This is a genomic window from Aquitalea pelogenes, from assembly GCF_001515305.1.
GTDB lineage: Bacteria > Pseudomonadota > Gammaproteobacteria > Burkholderiales > Chromobacteriaceae > Aquitalea > Aquitalea pelogenes.
Window position 1 is genome coordinate 17,241 of record NZ_LNQV01000003.1, and the last position, 16,735, is coordinate 33,975.

The 16,735-nt window shown below is 55.0% G+C and carries 12 protein-coding genes; 7 read left to right on the plus strand and 5 right to left on the minus strand.

Annotation, left to right across the window (positions count from 1 at the left end):
• Positions 1-115 precede the first annotated feature (115 nt).
• Complete coding sequence (locus tag AWT75_RS21170) at positions 116-958, plus strand: alpha/beta fold hydrolase (protein WP_161937714.1); 843 nt, start codon at positions 116-118, stop codon at positions 956-958.
• 623 nt (positions 959-1,581) lie between these two features.
• The gene (locus tag AWT75_RS01900; RefSeq protein WP_161937715.1) at positions 1,582-3,228 is read left to right on the plus strand and encodes a methyl-accepting chemotaxis protein; all 1,647 of its coding nucleotides are present in this window, start codon (positions 1,582-1,584) and stop codon (positions 3,226-3,228) included.
• 41 nt (positions 3,229-3,269) lie between these two features.
• On the opposite strand, the gene AWT75_RS01905 is transcribed toward AWT75_RS01900, so the two are convergent.
• Both AWT75_RS01905 and AWT75_RS01910 read right to left on the minus strand, forming a co-directional pair.
• A complete protein-coding gene (locus tag AWT75_RS01905) occupies positions 3,270-3,668 on the minus strand; it encodes a hypothetical protein (RefSeq protein WP_062786672.1) in 399 nt (132 codons plus the stop codon).
• A 540-nt stretch (positions 3,669-4,208) separates the two neighbouring features.
• Positions 4,209-5,108 carry a DUF5655 domain-containing protein gene (locus tag AWT75_RS01910; RefSeq protein ID WP_062786677.1) on the minus strand — a complete coding sequence of 300 codons (900 nt, stop codon included), beginning with the start codon at positions 5,106-5,108 and terminating at the stop codon, positions 4,209-4,211.
• Between the two features lie 91 nt (positions 5,109-5,199).
• On the opposite strand from AWT75_RS01910, the gene AWT75_RS01915 reads away from it, so the two are divergent.
• The 5 genes from AWT75_RS01915 to AWT75_RS01935 all read left to right on the plus strand — a co-directional run bounded on the left by AWT75_RS01915 (position 5,200) and on the right by AWT75_RS01935 (position 13,509).
• The gene (locus tag AWT75_RS01915; protein ID WP_062786682.1) at positions 5,200-8,253 is read left to right on the plus strand and encodes a type I restriction endonuclease subunit R; all 3,054 of its coding nucleotides are present in this window, start codon (positions 5,200-5,202) and stop codon (positions 8,251-8,253) included.
• Positions 8,243-9,562, plus strand: a complete 1,320-nt coding sequence (locus tag AWT75_RS01920; RefSeq protein WP_062786686.1) for a restriction endonuclease subunit S — start codon at positions 8,243-8,245, stop codon at positions 9,560-9,562. Before AWT75_RS01915 ends, AWT75_RS01920 begins: the two co-directional genes overlap by 11 nt.
• On the plus strand, positions 9,559-10,764 hold the full coding sequence (locus AWT75_RS01925) for a hypothetical protein (protein WP_062786690.1): 1,206 nt from the start codon (positions 9,559-9,561) through the stop codon (positions 10,762-10,764). Before AWT75_RS01920 ends, AWT75_RS01925 begins: the two co-directional genes overlap by 4 nt.
• Positions 10,761-11,771, plus strand: a complete 1,011-nt coding sequence (locus tag AWT75_RS01930; RefSeq protein ID WP_062786694.1) for a virulence RhuM family protein — start codon at positions 10,761-10,763, stop codon at positions 11,769-11,771. Before AWT75_RS01925 ends, AWT75_RS01930 begins: the two co-directional genes overlap by 4 nt.
• A 97-nt stretch (positions 11,772-11,868) precedes the next feature.
• A complete protein-coding gene (locus tag AWT75_RS01935; protein WP_062786698.1) occupies positions 11,869-13,509 on the plus strand; it encodes a type I restriction-modification system subunit M in 1,641 nt (546 codons plus the stop codon).
• Between the two features lie 80 nt (positions 13,510-13,589).
• On the opposite strand, the gene AWT75_RS01940 is transcribed toward AWT75_RS01935, so the two are convergent.
• From AWT75_RS01940 to gyrB, 3 genes are all read right to left on the minus strand, one after another.
• Positions 13,590-13,907 (minus strand): type II toxin-antitoxin system RelE/ParE family toxin, encoded by a 318-nt coding sequence (locus AWT75_RS01940; protein WP_062786701.1) that lies wholly within the window; start codon positions 13,905-13,907, stop codon positions 13,590-13,592.
• Positions 13,904-14,173, minus strand: a complete 270-nt coding sequence (locus AWT75_RS01945; protein ID WP_062786704.1) for a ribbon-helix-helix domain-containing protein — start codon at positions 14,171-14,173, stop codon at positions 13,904-13,906. The genes AWT75_RS01940 and AWT75_RS01945 overlap by 4 nt, the downstream gene beginning before the upstream one ends.
• Before the next feature lie 170 nt (positions 14,174-14,343).
• Positions 14,344-16,734 (minus strand): DNA topoisomerase (ATP-hydrolyzing) subunit B, encoded by a 2,391-nt coding sequence (gene gyrB / locus AWT75_RS01950; RefSeq protein ID WP_062786708.1) that lies wholly within the window; start codon positions 16,732-16,734, stop codon positions 14,344-14,346.
• Position 16,735: the final 1 nt, after the last annotated feature.

Below are 16,735 nucleotides of genomic sequence, written 5' to 3' on the forward strand. Positions count from 1 at the left end.
ATCTTTTAATAAAGAATTTACTTAACAATGCAACGTAAAGATTTGGTTTAAAAAAAATTACAAATTGCAAACATTAATTTACTAACAAAAATTCCATATGGTTATGAACCACTTCTTGCAACACGTATCTGCACTATTGCGCCTTCTCTGCGTTAGCTCGCTGCTGGTCGCGTGCACAAATATTCCGTCTTTTAATACGCGCGTAGAGAGTGCAAACGCATTGGCCGGCACCCATGGCTGGGTACCTACCGTGTTGGAAACAAAGACATTTACTTTAGCCTCGTTTTCCTCTTCAGTGAAGCAGCCTACGGAAGTCATCACTATCTATCTGGAAGGTGATGGTATGGCCTGGATCGGCCCTGATACTCCTTCTTTTGATCCAACCCCATTGAATGCAGTAGGACTGAAACTGGCGCTGGCACAACCGGAAGGCACCGCTATTTATTTGGCCAGACCATGTCAGTTCATTAATACGGAAATAAACCGGTGTGACAATCGCTACTGGTTAAATCAAAGATTCTCATTGCCAGTGATAAATGCAATGAATAATGCAATTGACCAGATCAAAAAAATGCATGGGGCCACCCATATTCAGTTAGTGGGATATTCTGGTGGTGGCGCACTCGCGATGTTGCTTGCGGTAAAACGCAACGACGTTAAAAAGATAGCCACCGTTGCCGGTAATGTAGACCCGGATGCCTGGACCAAGCTGCATGGCTACTCTGCGCTGGAAGAGTCATTGAACCCAATTGAATACATCAAGGAATTGGCTGGCCTGAAAATAATATTATTTGCCGGAGAAAAAGACAGAAATATCCCTCCGGAAATTAGCCGTCATTTCATTTCCTACTTTCCCGGGGAGAAAGCGCCGATACTGCACGTCATACCAGACCTCGATCATAGCTGTTGCTGGGATAAGTTATGGCCGTCGCTTTGGAAGCAGTTTGCCGCATATTGAATGGTTAACCAGATTTGTCCGTTAAACCAGCAGGTGGATCATGTAGCGTGCCACTCACAATGTTCACCGTGGACAGGCACATGGCAGCATTGAGAGGCCACACTTCCGTACCTGAGATGGAGGAGAATCACCTGCCATGCCAGCCGTCAAATTTCACTCTGCTCAGGAAGTGCTTGCACGCACTCCCTGCAAGCCAAAAGACAGCATACTGGCTAGCGCTACATGGCGATTGGCAGCGACACCGGGCTGAGTCCTACGCTGATGTAGCATAAGGCCTGACCATGGGCAGAATGCACCTGGCCGGCCGCTTTACCCTCAGCCCGTGGTCCTTGTTTGATAAAACACCTTGTATTGCCACAATGGCGTGATAGTCTTCAAAGGATGCATTTCGGGTATTAATGCGGGTGGCAAGGCTCTGACATGTATTTACACATGTTATTGCCGCGTATGCCGTTTGGGGCGGCATGTATTGATATCTGTCAGGCATTCAATTTACAGAAAATGCCAAAATAAATTTTCTGTCATAAACAACCATAAAAATAATCCGGGACAGCCGCAGCATGCATCACCAGTTGATGGACTGCCGCCTGCACCTGGCATTGATTCCACCGTTTGGAGGCACCATGTCAATTTCTCAGCGTATATCGCTTCTGCTGGCTGTATTGTTCGCGGCCATTGTTTCTCTCAGTTTTGTTGGCATTTATGGCTTGAATGGTGCGCAAGACCGCTTTGAGTACTATCAGGACAACACCGCACCCAGCGTAAAGGCGCTGAGTGAGGTCAATATCCTGACCCAGAAAATCCGCGTGCAGGCACGTGACTACCTGATTTTCACCACCCCGGAAGGCCGGGCGCAGGCAGAAAGCAAGCTGAACGACGATGTGACACGGGTGACATCGCTGTTGAATGACTACGAAAAAAACGACATTTCCGACGACACCGACCTGGCCATGGTGAAGCAGGACCGGCAAATGTTTGAGACCTACATCAGCAGCACCCGCAAGCTGCTGAGCGCTGCCGCCGCCGGCAATAACGCCGCCGTACAAGCCAGCTTTGCCGATGGCGGCGATTTCCGCCAAAGCGCTACCACGCTGGAAAACCAGTTGCTAAAGCATCTGGACTACAACTGGAAGCTGGGCGATGGGCTGCGTGAAAAAAACAAGCAAGCCTACCAGAGCCTGCTGATCGTCCTGATTGCCATCAGCGCGCTGGCCATTGTGTTCAGCCTGGTGTTTGGCAGCATCACCATCCGCAACCTGCGTAACCGTCTGAACCGGCTGGGCGACTTTATCGACCACGTCACTGGCAAGCTGGACTTCACCCCGCGCATCAAGGTCACCCGCGATGACGAGCTGGGCAAGGTGGCCGACGCCATGAACAAACTGCTGACCCGCCTGCAAGACAGCCTGAACGAAATCAACCGTGGCGCACTGTCCATTGCCAGCGTGTCCGACTCCCTGTCGCAAAACGCCAGCCAGGTAGCCAGCGCCGCCAGCCAGCAAAGCAGCGCCTCGGCCAATGTCGCTGCCACGGTAGAGCAGATGACCGTCAGCGTGAATCACGTGGCCGACCGCGCCTCCGAAGCCAACAGCATGACCGTGGAATCCGGCAAGCTGGCCAGCGACGGCGTTACCGTCATCAACGACGCCGCCACTGGCATCCGCAATATCGCCGCCAACATCCACAATGCCGAAACCCTGATCCACGACCTGGAAACCAGAACGCAAGACATCGAAAGCGTGATTCAGGTGATCAAGGACGTGGCCGACCAGACCAACCTGCTGGCGCTCAACGCCGCTATCGAAGCCGCCCGCGCCGGCGAACAAGGCCGCGGCTTTGCCGTGGTGGCCGACGAAGTACGCAAGCTGGCAGAACGCACCGCCAGCTCCACCCAGGAAATCACCTCCACCATCGTCAACATGCGGCAAAGCGCCGAATCCGCCGTGCGCGGCATGCAGGACGTAGTAGGCCTGGTGGAACACAGCGTCAGCAACACCACCACCGCCAACGACGCCATCAACCGCATCCAGCACAGCAGCCAGCAAGCCAGCCATGTGGTGGGCGAAATCACCAGCGCCATCCAGGAACAAAGCGTCGCCACCAACAATATTGCCCAGCAAGTGGAAAGCATTGCGCAAATGGCCGAGCGCAGCAGCATCTCCGCCACCGACACCGCCAAGCTGGCGCAAGACCTGGACCAGCTCTCCCGCGCGCTCAAGGGCATTGTCGATACCTACACCCTAAGCTCCGCCCACACCACGCTGATGTAAGGCAAGGGCAGCCAGGGCACCCCGCCTTGGCTGCCTGGGCGCTAGCGCATGTACAAATCGGTACTGGCGCGGCGCAGCTGCTGATGGGTGAGCGACAGAATGCGGTACATATCCTCGCGCGACAGGTCGTCGCCGCGCTCATCTCCCAGCATTTCCAGCAAGTACGTCAATGGCTTCAGGCTGCCGTTAAGGTCGGCTTCCACCTTGTCTAGCCGCGCCTGCAACTGCAGGCACACCCGCCACACCCGCTGCATGCAGGCATCGGCCAAGGGGTCCGGCTCTGGCCCCAGCGCCTGCTGCAAGCTTTCCAGACATGCATGCAAACGGCCCAGCGGCAGGCTGATCTGGCTCATGAAAGAAGCAAACTGCGGGTCGGACTGGGACGGGAAATCAGCAGGCAGGGACGACGGGAACGGCGGTGGTTGCGGAGTACGGCTCATGGCAAATCCTCCAAGGTGATGACCATCATCGCCACCTCCGACGCCAATCGGGGGTGGCAGGCACATGGCAGGATTGGCGTTACCGGTCACCTTGAACCCGGCGCTCGTAAGAGCTCCCACCAAGGCCTGCCATGGAAAAAGGCAAAGCAATGGTGCGAGGACTGGTACGTGTGCACGTAGCAGTCCGCCAAAGTGGGGTCGGGACGCCAATCCCGGTGCCGCTATTGAACGGCACCGGGCGATTATCAGCCGGGAAGGGGGCCAGAAGCAAGGCAGGCAGCCAGCCAGACGCGAACACCCGACCAGACGACACGGCGTGAATGAGCAAGGCGATGGATTCGCGGATTAATGCCCCGCGCAGTCTGGCAAGGCAGAGAAAGAATGTGACGTAAAAGCGGCTGACAAACCCATACCAGCCACCCAAGATGGCAAAGGCGTTACCAACAACAGGAAACCGGTGCCAAAGCGGCTCCCACCAAGGACTGCAAAAGTATGAACAAGCCCACCATGTGCAGACGTGGTGGGCTTTTTTGCGGTCGCTTACCGCTCGTAGGCTTTGATAATCAGCGCCTTGGCCAAATCAAATTCGGACTGATTGCTGATGCTCAGCTCGATGTCACCGGTTCCCCAGTGCCCCACTTGCGATACATCACGGCCATTGGCAGGCAGCACCTCGCTGGCTGGTGACAGGTGCAAATACAGCAACAGGCGGCTTTTCTGCAGTACCAGCGTGGCAAAGTTCTTCAGGCGACGGTAGGCGTAATACAGCTTCAGTTCCTTGCGCTGTACGTCATCACCCAAAGACAGGATGTAAGCCTCCACGGTTTCCAGTAGTGCCAGCATGGCTGGGTTCAGCTCGGCATAAATCTCCGCCACGCTTTTGTCGCCACTGCGGGTTTTACCGTTTTGCGGGCCAGGTGCCGCAGTAGAATTTGGCGAGGTGTTGGGTGTATTCGCCGCCTCCAATAACAGCAGTTCCTCGCCAAACAAGCGGTAGCGCACCAACTCGATTTGGCGGTTGATCTGCTGCACGGCATGCGCGTCGTACTTGGTGAAGTTGGCCGCAATGCAAATCAGCCGTGGGCCGCTCCAGTCGATGGCATCTGCCGTGGTTTTATCAAAGCGCTCCAGCACCAGTAGCTTGAACTCGGCTTGATGGTCCATCAGCCAATCCAGATAAAACAGCCCCTGATTGATGACGTTTTCCGACTGCGAACGCTTGTACTCGATGATGACCGGGCAGTGGTTTTCGTCCAGCCCCAGGGTATCGATACGCCCGCCGTGGGTTTTACCGGTGGTGTACTCCGACGCCACAAAACGGATGCCCAGCAGCGTGTCGAGATTCCGCTCAATCAGCGTTTGCAGCGGCTTTTCCAGGTCGGAAGCGGTGCCAGGTAGCTCGGTAGCTTGGGCGTACTGAAAAAGACGTAAATCGGCCATATTGAGATGCCTGTATCGATATGCCCATTAGCACGCAAGCGCGTGCTTAGGTTGTATCATTCCGGGATTGTGAGTAAACAGAGTCAGACCAATGATAATCAATGAACGCCAGATCGAAGACGATCTTATCGCGAAGCTGACCGACCTCAAGTATACCTGCCCTGACATTCGCGACCGCGCTGCGCTGGAAAAGAACTTTCGCGAGAAGTTCGAGGCCCTCAACCGGGTCAAGCTGACAGACACCGAATTTGCCAGGTTGTTGGATGAAATTGTCACCCCGGATGTCTTCGCCGCGGCCAAAACCTTACGCGGCATCAATGCCTTCACCCGCGACGACGGCACTCCGCTGAATTACACGCTGGTGAACATCAAGGACTGGTGCAAAAACGACTTCGAAGTCATTCGCCAGCTCAGTATCAACACCGACAACAGTCACCATCGCTACGACGTTATCCTGCTCATCAACGGTGTACCCGTGGTGCAGATCGAACTGAAAACCCTGGGCGTGAATCCACGCCGTGCCATGGAGCAGATCGTCGAGTACAAGGCCGACCCCGGCAACGGCTATGGCAAGACGCTGCTGTGCTTCATGCAGCTGTTCATTGTCAGCAACCGTGACCGGACTTATTACTTTGCCAACAACAACGCGCGCCACTTTGCATTTAATGCCGACGAGCGTTTTCTGCCCATTTATGAGTTTGCTGATGCAAACAACCGCAAAATCAGCCAACTCGATGAGTTTGCCGAGCACTTCCTGAAAAAATGCGACCTGGGCCGTACCATCAGCCGTTATATGGTGCTGCTGGCCAGCGAACAAAAACTGATGGTGATGCGACCGTATCAGGTGTATGCCGTGCAGAAAATCATCCAGTGCATTGATGAAAATAATGGCAATGGCTACATCTGGCACACCACGGGCAGTGGCAAGACACTCACCTCCTTCAAGGCTTCAACCCTGCTGAAGGAAAACGAGCATATCTATAAGTGTGTGTTCGTGGTGGACCGCAAAGACCTCGACCGCCAGACGCGGGAGGAATTCAACCGCTTCCAGGAAGGCTGCGTCGAAGAAAACACCAACACCGCAGCCCTGGTGCGTCGCCTGCTGTCAGACGACTATGCTGACAAGGTTATCGTTACCACCATCCAGAAGCTGGGCCTGGCACTGGATGAAAACAGCAAGCGCAACAAGCAGCGCAGCAAAAAAGGGCAGGCCACCTACAAGGAACAGCTAGAAGTACTGCAAGACAAACGTATCGTCTTCATCTTTGACGAATGCCACCGCTCACAGTTTGGTGATAACCACAAAGCCATTAAAACGTTTTTCCCCAAGGCGCAGCTGTTTGGCTTCACCGGCACGCCCATTTTCAAGGACAACGCGACAGTCCCCAGAATTAGCTCCAAAGATGGTATGCAGGATGCGGAAAAAACGCTGGTCACCACCGAGGACCTGTTTCAGAAAGAGCTGCACGCTTACACCATCACCCACGCTATTGAAGACGGTAATGTGCTGCGCTTTCACATCGATTACTACAAGCCCGAAGGCAAAAAGCCGCCCAAACCCGGCGAGCCCATTGCCAAGAAAGCTGTTGTCGATGCCATTCTGGCCAAACATGATGCCGCCACCGGCGGACGGCGCTTTAACGCCATCCTGGCTACCGCGTCCATCAACGACGCCATCGAATACCATGCGTTGTTCAAGACCATGCAGGCAGAAAAGCGCGAGGCCGACCCTGATTTTCAGCCACTAAACATTGCCTGTGTCTTTTCCCCGCCCGCTGAGGGCAACCCGGATGTGAAGCAGATTCAGGAAGACCTGCCGCAAGAACAGGCGGATAACGAAGAAGACCCGGAAGGCAAGAAAGCCGCGCTCAAGAGCATTCTGGAAGACTACAACGCGCGCTACGGCACCAACCACCGTTTGAGTGAGTTCGACCTTTACTATCAGGACGTGCAAAAGCGCATCAAAGACCAGCAGTGGCCAAATAGCGACTATCCGGCCAAGCAGAAGATAGACATCACCATTGTGGTGGACATGCTGCTGACAGGCTTTGATTCCAAATTCCTGAACACGCTATATGTGGACAAGAACCTTAAATATCACGGTTTGATTCAGGCTTTTTCGCGTACCAATCGGGTGTTGACCAGTATCCAAGCCGATGACAAAAAGCCCAATGGCAGCAAACCATTCGGCAATATCCTGGATTTCCGCCAGCAATTGGATTCCGTCAATGCTGCCATTGCGCTTTTCAGCGGCGAAAAAACCGCTGAGCAGGCGCGGGAAATCTGGCTGGTGGACAAGGCACCGGCAGTGATTCAGCGGCTGGAAACAGCAGTGCAAAAGCTGGACGATTTCATGAAAGCGCAAGGCTTGGCCTGCACACCTTCCGAGGTGGCCAACCTGAAAGGAGACACCGCCCGTGCCGCCTTCATCACTCACTTCAAGGAAGTACAGCGCCTCAAAACACAGCTGGACCAATACACCGACCTCACCGACGAGCACAAAGCGGCTATCGAGCAGCTGTTACCTAATGAGGCTCTGCGTGGCTTTAAAGGCCAGTACCTGGCAACTGCCAAGGAACTTAGAGAGAGACAAGGCAAGACCGGCAGCAAGAATGATACCGGCGCTGCCGACCAACTCGATTTCGAGTTCGTACTCTTCGCCTCTGCGGTGATCGACTACGACTACATCATGGGGCTACTCGCCAAGTATTCAGCCAGAGCACCGGGCAAGGCCACCATGAGCCGCGATGAACTGATCAGCCTGATCAGCGCCGATGCCAAGTTCATCAACGAGCGCGAAGACATTGCCGCTTACATCGCTACGCTCAAGGCCGGCGAAGGCTTGTCGGAGGATGCTATCCGTGAGGGCTATGTCCGCTTCAAGGCCGAGCAGAACGCCAAAGAGCTTTCTGCTATTGCCGCCAAGCACGGCCTGGCTACTGCTGCGCTGCAAGCCTTTGTCGACAACATTCTGGACCGCATGATTTTTGATGGCGAGCTGTTGGGCGACCTGATGGCCCCGCTGGAGCTGGGCTGGAAAGCCCGCACCCAAGCCGAACTGGCACTAATGGAAGACCTGTACCCTCTTCTCACCCAACGCGCCGCTGGCCGCGATATTTCAGGACTGAGTGCGTATGAGCAGTAAGAACAAAACCACCGCTACAACGGATGAAGCAAAGCATACGCTGGTGCCGAAGCTGCGGTTTCCGGAGTTTCGGGGGGGCGAGGGATGGGAATATGCGCCTCTTGGCAAACTACTGATGAAAAGCCCTGACTACGGCGTGAACGCTGCCGCAGTGCCCTTTACTGAACGGCTACCACAATACTTGCGAATCACCGACATCTCGGAAGATGGCACATATCTCAGCGCCAAAAAGGTTTCAGTTGATCTCGAACCGAAAGATGAAATCTATTTGGAAGAAGGGGATATCGTTCTGGCGCGCACAGGAGCAAGCGTCGGAAAGTCATACAGATACCGCAAAGCGGACGGTCGATTGGTCTTCGCGGGCTTTTTAATTCGAGTTAAGCCGAATCCAAAACGGTTGGTTTCCACGTACCTCGCCAACTTTTTGACGACAGAGCAGTATTGGAAATGGGTCGCTGCTACTTCTGCGCGAAGTGGGCAACCCGGCATCAATAGCGTCGAATACAGTGCGCTACCTATTCCTTTGCCAACCGAGTTCCCCGAACAACAAAAAATCGCCGACTGTCTGAGTTCAGTAGATGAGCTGATCGCCGTGCAAGCGCAGAAAGTGGACGCGCTTAAGACCCATAAGAAAGGGCTGATGCAGCAGCTTTTCCCCCGCGAAGGTGAGACCCAGCCTCGTCTCCGCTTCCCCGAATTTCAAAATGCCGGGAAGTGGGAAGAGCAGCATCTTGGCGATTATTTCGATCCTATTCGGAATGGCTTTGTCGGCACGGCAACACCCTATTACACAACGAGCGATGGTATTCGATACCTTCAGGGCCGAAACATTAAGCAAGGACGTATCGAAGCCGACAACCTAATTTTCATTACTAGTGAATTTCATAATAGGCAGCGCAAATCTCACCTCAAGACAGGTGACATTTTGATGGTCCAATCAGGGCATGTAGGAGAGTGTGCAGTTATTGGCCCCGATTTCGTTGGGGCCAATTGTCACGCGTTAGTCATTCTCACCCCAAAGCGGAAGCTCAGCTCTGACTTCTTTGCTCACTACTTCTATTCGCCAATCGGTAAACTTGCAATCTTCCAGATTACGACTGGCAATACAATCAAACACATTTTAGCTAGCGAGTTAAAGACGTTGCCGGTACTTGTTCCTGACTTGTCTGAACAACAACGCATAGCCTCGTGCCTGAGCAGTCTTGATACCCTGATCACCGCCGAGGACCAAAAGCTCGAAGCCCTCAAGACCCACAAAAAGGGCCTGATGCAGCAGTTATTCCCCTCAACAGACGAGGTGAGGGCATGAGCGACCAACCCACGATCAGGCACTATGCCAACTTGCAAACGATGGCGCGCAAACTGCGCTCAGACCTGCCCGACATTGATCTCATCCTGCTCTACGCCTACAACCGTACCGGAAAGACGCGGTTGTCGATGGCGTTCAAGGATGAGAAAAAGCGTAAGATCGGCGTCGCGGACACGCTTTATTTCAATGCCTACACCGAGGATTTGTTCACCTGGGATAATGATCTGGACGGTGATGAGGTCCGGCAATTGCAGCTTAATCAGCGCTCTACCTTCTTCAATGGGCTGAGAGACCTGGCGCTGGACGAAACCATTGCGGGCTATCTCAATCGCTACGCAGACTTTGATTTTGATATTGATTACACCAACTGGAAGATCAGTTTTTCCAAAGAAGTTTTTCGGCAAAGGCGGGGTGCAGAGCCTGAGCGAATCACCGAGACGAATATCAAGATTTCCCGTGGAGAGCAGAACATTTTCATCTGGTGCCTGTTTATGGCCATTTGCGAACGGATGCTAGACGGTCATGAATCTTATCAATGGGTGAAATATCTTTACATTGACGACCCTATCTCCTCACTGGACGATAACAACGCGATTGCTGTGGCCTGCGACCTGGCCAAGTTGTTGCGCAGGGCGGCCAGCCGCCAAGACGAGAATGGTGCACCGGCACCCATCAAGGTGGTGTTTTCTTCGCATCACTCCCTGTTCTTCAATGTGATGTGCAATGAGCTTGGCCGGACAAAAGAAGGCGAGCCGAAAGTCAGCCACAAGCGTTACTTTCTGCACCGCCCGAATGGCGATGGCAAATATACTTTGCGGGCCACTGAGGACACACCGTTTTTCCATCACGTCGCATCCCTCGCCGAACTGCAATTGGCGGCCGCTCCCGACACGGGCAAGCTCTATACCTTTCATTTCAACGCGCTGCGCAGCATCATGGAAAAAACCGCGTCTTTCTTCGGCCATGCAGATATTTCCTTCTGTCTCAAAGCGCTGAATCAGGAAGATGTGGCACTCTACAACCGTGCCTTGAACCTGCTCAGCCATGGCAAATACGCCATCCACGAACCCACTGAAATGGGCGAAGATAACCAAAACCTCTTCCGGCGTATTTTTAGAGACTTCACCACGCAGTTTCAGTTTGACCTGCCACAAATCTTGGCGGCAGAGCCGGCTGGGGCTGAGCGGAACCCAGCTGCATGAGCGACCTCATTCTTTACACCACCGAAGATGGCCGCAGCCAGATCAAGCTGCGGGCAAAAGACCAGACGGTCTGGCTGACGCAGCGTGAAATGGCTCAGCTGTTTGATGTGAGCACGGACAATGTGGGGCTGCATCTCAAGAACATCTTTGAGGATGGCGAGTTGCTGCGGGAGGCAACTACCGAGGAATCCTCGGTAGTTCAAACCGAAGGGGAGCGGGAAGTAAACCGTCCCGTCACACTGTACAAGCTCGATGCCATCCTGGCCGTCGGCTACCGCGTGCGCTCGCCGCGCGGCGTCCAGTTTCGCCGCTGGGCCTCCACCGTGCTGAAAGAGTACCTGGTCAAGGGCTTTGTCATGGATGACGAGCGGCTGAAAAACCCGGATGGTCGCCCGGATTACTTCGATGAGATGCTGGCACGCATCCGCGACATCCGGGCCTCGGAAAAGCGCTTTTATCAGAAGGTGCGCGACCTGTTTGCCCTCTGCAGCGACTACGACAAGACCGACAAGGCCACCCAGCTTTTCTTTGCCACGGTGCAGAACCTGTTGATCTATGCCGTGACGCAAAAGACCGCAGCCGAACTGATTACCGCCCGTGCCAACCCAGCCGACCTAAATTTCGGTCTACTGTCCTGGAAGGGAAATAAAGTGCGTAAGGCCGATATTTTGGTGGCCAAAAACTACCTGACTGAGGATGAGGTCGACACCCTGAACCGGCTGGTGGTGATCTTTCTGGAAACCGCCGAATTGCGGGCCAAGAGCAAGCAAGAAACGCGCATGGCTTTCTGGAAGCAGAATGTGGACCAGATCATCACTCTCAACGGTTTCCCGCTGCTGAGCCACGCTGGCAGCATCAGCCACGCGCAAATGGAAATGAACATGGGCGAGCTGTACGTGCAATTTGATCAGGACCGCAAACGACAGGAAGCCATAGCCGCTGACTTGCAGGATGAGGCCGAGTTGCAGGCGCTGGAGAACACCCTGAAACAGCGGGCAAAGAAATGAGCAAATCGTTTTATTGCCACACGGCAATCAATACCATCCGGGAATAGGTACGCAGCCAAGTTGCGCGCCTGTCCAACACACCCGACAGAAACACACCATGACCGAACAAAATCAAAAACAACTGGGTAATACCCTGTGGAGCATCGCCGACCAACTGCGTGGGGCGATGGATGCAGACGATTTCCGCGATTACATGCTGTCCTTCCTCTTCCTGCGCTATCTGTCTGACAACTACGAGACAGCAGCCAAAAAGGAACTGGGGCGTGACTACCCGGAAGTGGAAGCAGATGCACGCGAGGTGCCTCTCGCGCTTTGGTATGCTGCTAACGAGAGCGATGTGCCCGAGTTTGAGAAGCAGATGCGGCGCAAGGTGCATTACGTTATCAAGCCTGGACATTTGTGGAGCAGTATCGCCAATCAGGCCCGTACTCAGGACGCGTTTTTGTTGAGTACGCTGCAACTGGGTTTCAAATACATCGAGACTGAGTCATTCGAAAGTACTTTTCAGGGCCTGTTCTCCGAAATCGACCTGAGTTCTCCCAAGTTGGGCAAGAGCTATCCCGACCGCAACGCCAAGCTTTGCACCATCATCCAGAAAATTGCCGAAGGGCTGGCAGAGTTTTCCACCAGTATTGATGCGCTCGGGGATGCATATGAATACCTGATTGGCCAGTTTGCTGCTGGGTCTGGCAAGAAAGCGGGTGAGTTTTATACCCCGCAGCAGGTTTCCGACATCCTCTCCGCCATCGTCTCGCTGGACAGCCAAGAGCCGAAAACCGGCATCAAAAAGCGGCTGGAAAGTGTGATGGACTTTGCCTGTGGTTCTGGCTCGCTGCTGCTTAATGTGCGCAAGCAGGTGGCCAACGCAGGTGGAACCATTGGCAAAATTTACGGCCAGGAAAAAAACATCACCACCTATAACCTGGCGCGCATGAATATGCTGCTGCATGGGGTAAAAGATACTGAGTTCGAGATTTTCCACGGCGACACCCTGCTCAACGAATGGGACATGATGCGCGAGCAGAACCCGGCCAAGCGGCCTAGTTTTGATGCCATTGTGGCCAACCCGCCCTTTAGCTATCGCTGGGAGCCGACCGACGCGCTGGCCGACGATGTGCGATTCAAAAGTCATGGCCTTGCGCCAAAGTCTGCTGCCGACTTTGCCTTCCTGCTGCATGGCTTCCACTACCTCAAAGACGATGGCGTGATGGCCATCATCCTGCCGCACGGTGTGCTATTCCGTGGTGGCGCGGAAGAACGCATCCGTACCAAATTGCTGAAAGATGGGCACATCGACACGGTGATTGGCCTGCCTGCCAATCTGTTCTATTCCACCGGTATTCCCGTGTGCATTCTGGTGCTGAAAAAGTGTAAAAAGCCTGACGATGTATTGTTTATCAATGCAGCTGAGCATTTCGTGAAAGGAAAGCGACAAAACCAACTGTTGCATACCAAAGATATGCCCGGCGATGAAATCGGGCACATTGAAAAGATCATCGATACCTACCAGTATCGCAAGGAAGAGCCGCGCTACTCACGGCGCGTGAGTATGGCGGAGATTGAGAAGAATGATTTCAATCTGAACATCTCGCGCTATGTCAGTACGATAGTGGCTGAGGAGGAAATTGATATTGCCAAAGTACATGAGGATTTGATTGGTTTAGAAAAGAAAATCCAAGAAGCTAAAGACAAGCACAATGGTTTCCTGAAAGAGCTAGGCCTTCCACTACTACCTTGATAAGTAAGCGCAAGCCCCCGTTTTCGGGGGCTTGGCGTTTTGGACTAACGGCGGGCTGGACAATTCGCCTGCCGTTAGGCTTACGTATCGGTGTCGATGTCCTGCAAACTGGCCGCGTAGTCTTGCCCGCCGTAGAAAATGCCAATGATGGATACCGTGTCGGCGTCCACGGTGAAGGCAATGACAGTTCGTTTCTTGTAATGGGTAATGCGGAGTCCTGGCCGCACCTCGTCGCGGTTGGTCCCGCGCAGTGGAAAAGTGTGCAGGTTTTCGCAGTAGCTTACGATTGCCTCGGTGTATTGCGCTGCGGTATGTGGCGATGCTGCCTCTGCAATATAGCGGTAAAGCTCGGCAAGCTGCTCCATGGCTTCCGGGCTGAACACTACCTGATGGCTCATGCTTTCTTGGCGTGTTCGGCGGCCAGACGGGCGCGCACCTGGTCTATGGTGACGGCGCGGGACGGGTCGGCCTTCAGGGCATCATAGGCTGGGCCTACCTGATTGAGCAGCCAGCTTTCCACGGCACGGTCCCGTGCCATCAGTGCGCGTAGTCCATCTCGGATGACTTCGCTTTCACTGGCGTATTCTCCAGAGCGTACTTTTGCCTTCACCTCCTCTGCCATGTCATTGGGCAGGGTGATGCTCATTTGCTGGGTGGTCCGCATGGCAATCTCTTTTTAAATCAATAGGATTCAATCCTACTCACGACAATGCCCACTGTCCACCAAGCAATATGGCCGTGGTGAGCAGCGACAAGAAAAAAGCGACCAGAAAATCCGGTCGCTTTTTTTACCTTTGCGCATGCAGTTTTGCACGTGCTGCAGGAGCCTACCCCTTACACATCAATATTCCGCGCAATCAACGCATTGCCTTCGATAAAGGCGCGGCGGGGTTCCACTTCGTCGCCCATCAGGGTGGTGAACACGTCGTCCGCGCCCATCACGTCTTCAATGCGTACCTTCAGCAGGCGGCGCACATTGGGGTCCATGGTGGTTTCCCACAGCTGTTCCGGGTTCATCTCGCCCAGGCCTTTGTAGCGCTGGATGTTCATGCCCTTTTTCACTTCGGCCAGCAGCCAGTCCAGTGCCTGGCCGAATTCGCTGATCGGTTTCACCGTTTCGCCACGGCGTACGGTGGCGCCGTCACGCAGCAGGCCGCTCAGCAGGTCGCCGGTTTTGGCCAGTTCGGCGTAGTCGCCGCTTTCCAGGAAGTCCTGGTCCAGCACGGTAACCAGCACGTTGCCGTGCAGTTTGCGGGTGATCTTGATCAGGTGGCCGTCGTTCTTTTCGTCGTGCAGCAGGTCCAGCGTAATGGCTTCCGCTGGTACCAGTGCGCGCAGGCGGGCGATGGTGTCGTTGGAGGCGTGTTCGCTTTCCAGTGACAGGCGGCCGGATTTCAGCATGGCTTCCAGCACCAGCGGGTCGATGACGCGGCTTTCGCGTTCGATGACGGCGCGGGCCACCAGGAACTGGCGGGCCACTTCGGCCAGGGTGTCACCGGCCAGGGCCGGAGCGTCGGTGCCGGGGATGAGTTCGGCTTTTTCCAGTGCCAGTTGCAGCAGGTACTGGTTCAGCTCGTAGTCGTCCTTCAGGTAGCGCTCTTGCTTGCCGTGCTTGGCCTTGTACAGCGGCGGCTGGGCAATGTAGATGTGGCCGCGCTCTACCAGTTCGTGCATCTGGCGGTAGAAGAAGGTGAGCAGCAGGGTACGGATGTGCGCGCCGTCCACGTCGGCATCGGTCATGATGATGATGCGGTGGTAGCGCAGTTTGTCCGGGTTGTATTCGTCCTTGCCAATGCCGCAGCCCATGGCGGTAATCAGCGTGGCCACTTCCTGGCTTTGCAGCATCTTGTCGAAGCGGGCGCGTTCCACGTTGAGAATCTTGCCCTTCAAGGGCAGGATGGCCTGGAATTTGCGGTCGCGGCCTTGCTTGGCAGAGCCGCCGGCGGAGTCACCCTCGACCAGGTACAGTTCGCACAGCTTGGGGTCTTTTTCCTGGCAGTCGGCCAGTTTGCCGGGCAGGCCCAGGCCGTCCATCACGCCTTTGCGGCGGGTGATTTCGCGGGCCTTGCGCGCGGCTTCACGGGCGCGGGCGGCGTCGACAATCTTGCCGCAGATGGTTTTGGCGTCGTTGGGGTTTTCCAGCAAATAGCTTTTCAGCGCTTCGCTGATGACTTCGTTGACTACCGGGCCGATTTCGCTGGAGACCAGCTTGTCCTTGGTCTGGCTGGAGAACTTGGGGTCGGGCAGTTTGACGGACAGTACGCAGGTGAGGCCTTCGCGCATGTCGTCGCCGGTGGTGTCCACCTTGGCCTTTTTGGCGACTTCGTTTTCTTCGATGTACTGGTTGAGCGTGCGGGTCATCACCTGACGCAGGGCGGTCATGTGGGTGCCGCCGTCACGTTGCGGGATGTTGTTGGTGAAGCACTGGACGCTTTCCTGGTAGGAGTCGTTCCATTGCATGGCCACTTCCACGCTCATGCCGTCTTTTTCGCCAAAACCGTGGAACACCTTGGGGTGCAGCACGCTCTTGTTGCGGTTCATGTATTCCACGAAACCGGCCACGCCGCCGGAGAAGGCGAAGTTTTCTTCCTTGCCGGTGCGCTTGTCGATGAGGGTGATGCCCACGCCCTGGTTGAGGAAAGACAGTTCGCGGATGCGCTTGGCCAGGATGTCGAAGTGGTATTCCACCAGGCCGAAGGTTTCTTCGCTGGCGCGGAAGGTGACTTCGGTGCCGCGGTGGTTGCTGTGGCCGGTAACGGTGAGCGGGGCCACGGCGTCGCCACGGCGGAATTCCATTTCGTGCACCTTGCCGTCACGCCAGATTTTCAGCTTCAGCCAGTCGGACAGCGCATTCACCACGGAGACGCCCACGCCGTGCAGGCCGCCGGAAATCTTGTAGCTGTTGCTGTCGAATTTGCCGCCGGCGTGCAGGATGGTCATGATCACTTCGGCCGCCGAACGTCCTTCTTCCGGGTGGATGTCGGTGGGGATGCCCCGGCCGTTGTCCGATACGGTGATGGAGTTGTCAGGGTTGATGATGACCTTGATGGTGTCGGCATGGCCGGCCAGGGCTTCGTCAATGGCGTTGTCCAGCACTTCGAACACCATGTGGTGCAGACCGGTGCCGTCCGAGGTATCGCCAATGTACATGCCGGGGCGTTTGCGTACCGCATCCAGACCCTTGAGGACTTTAATGCTATCCGCGCCGTATTCCTGTTCGCTCATC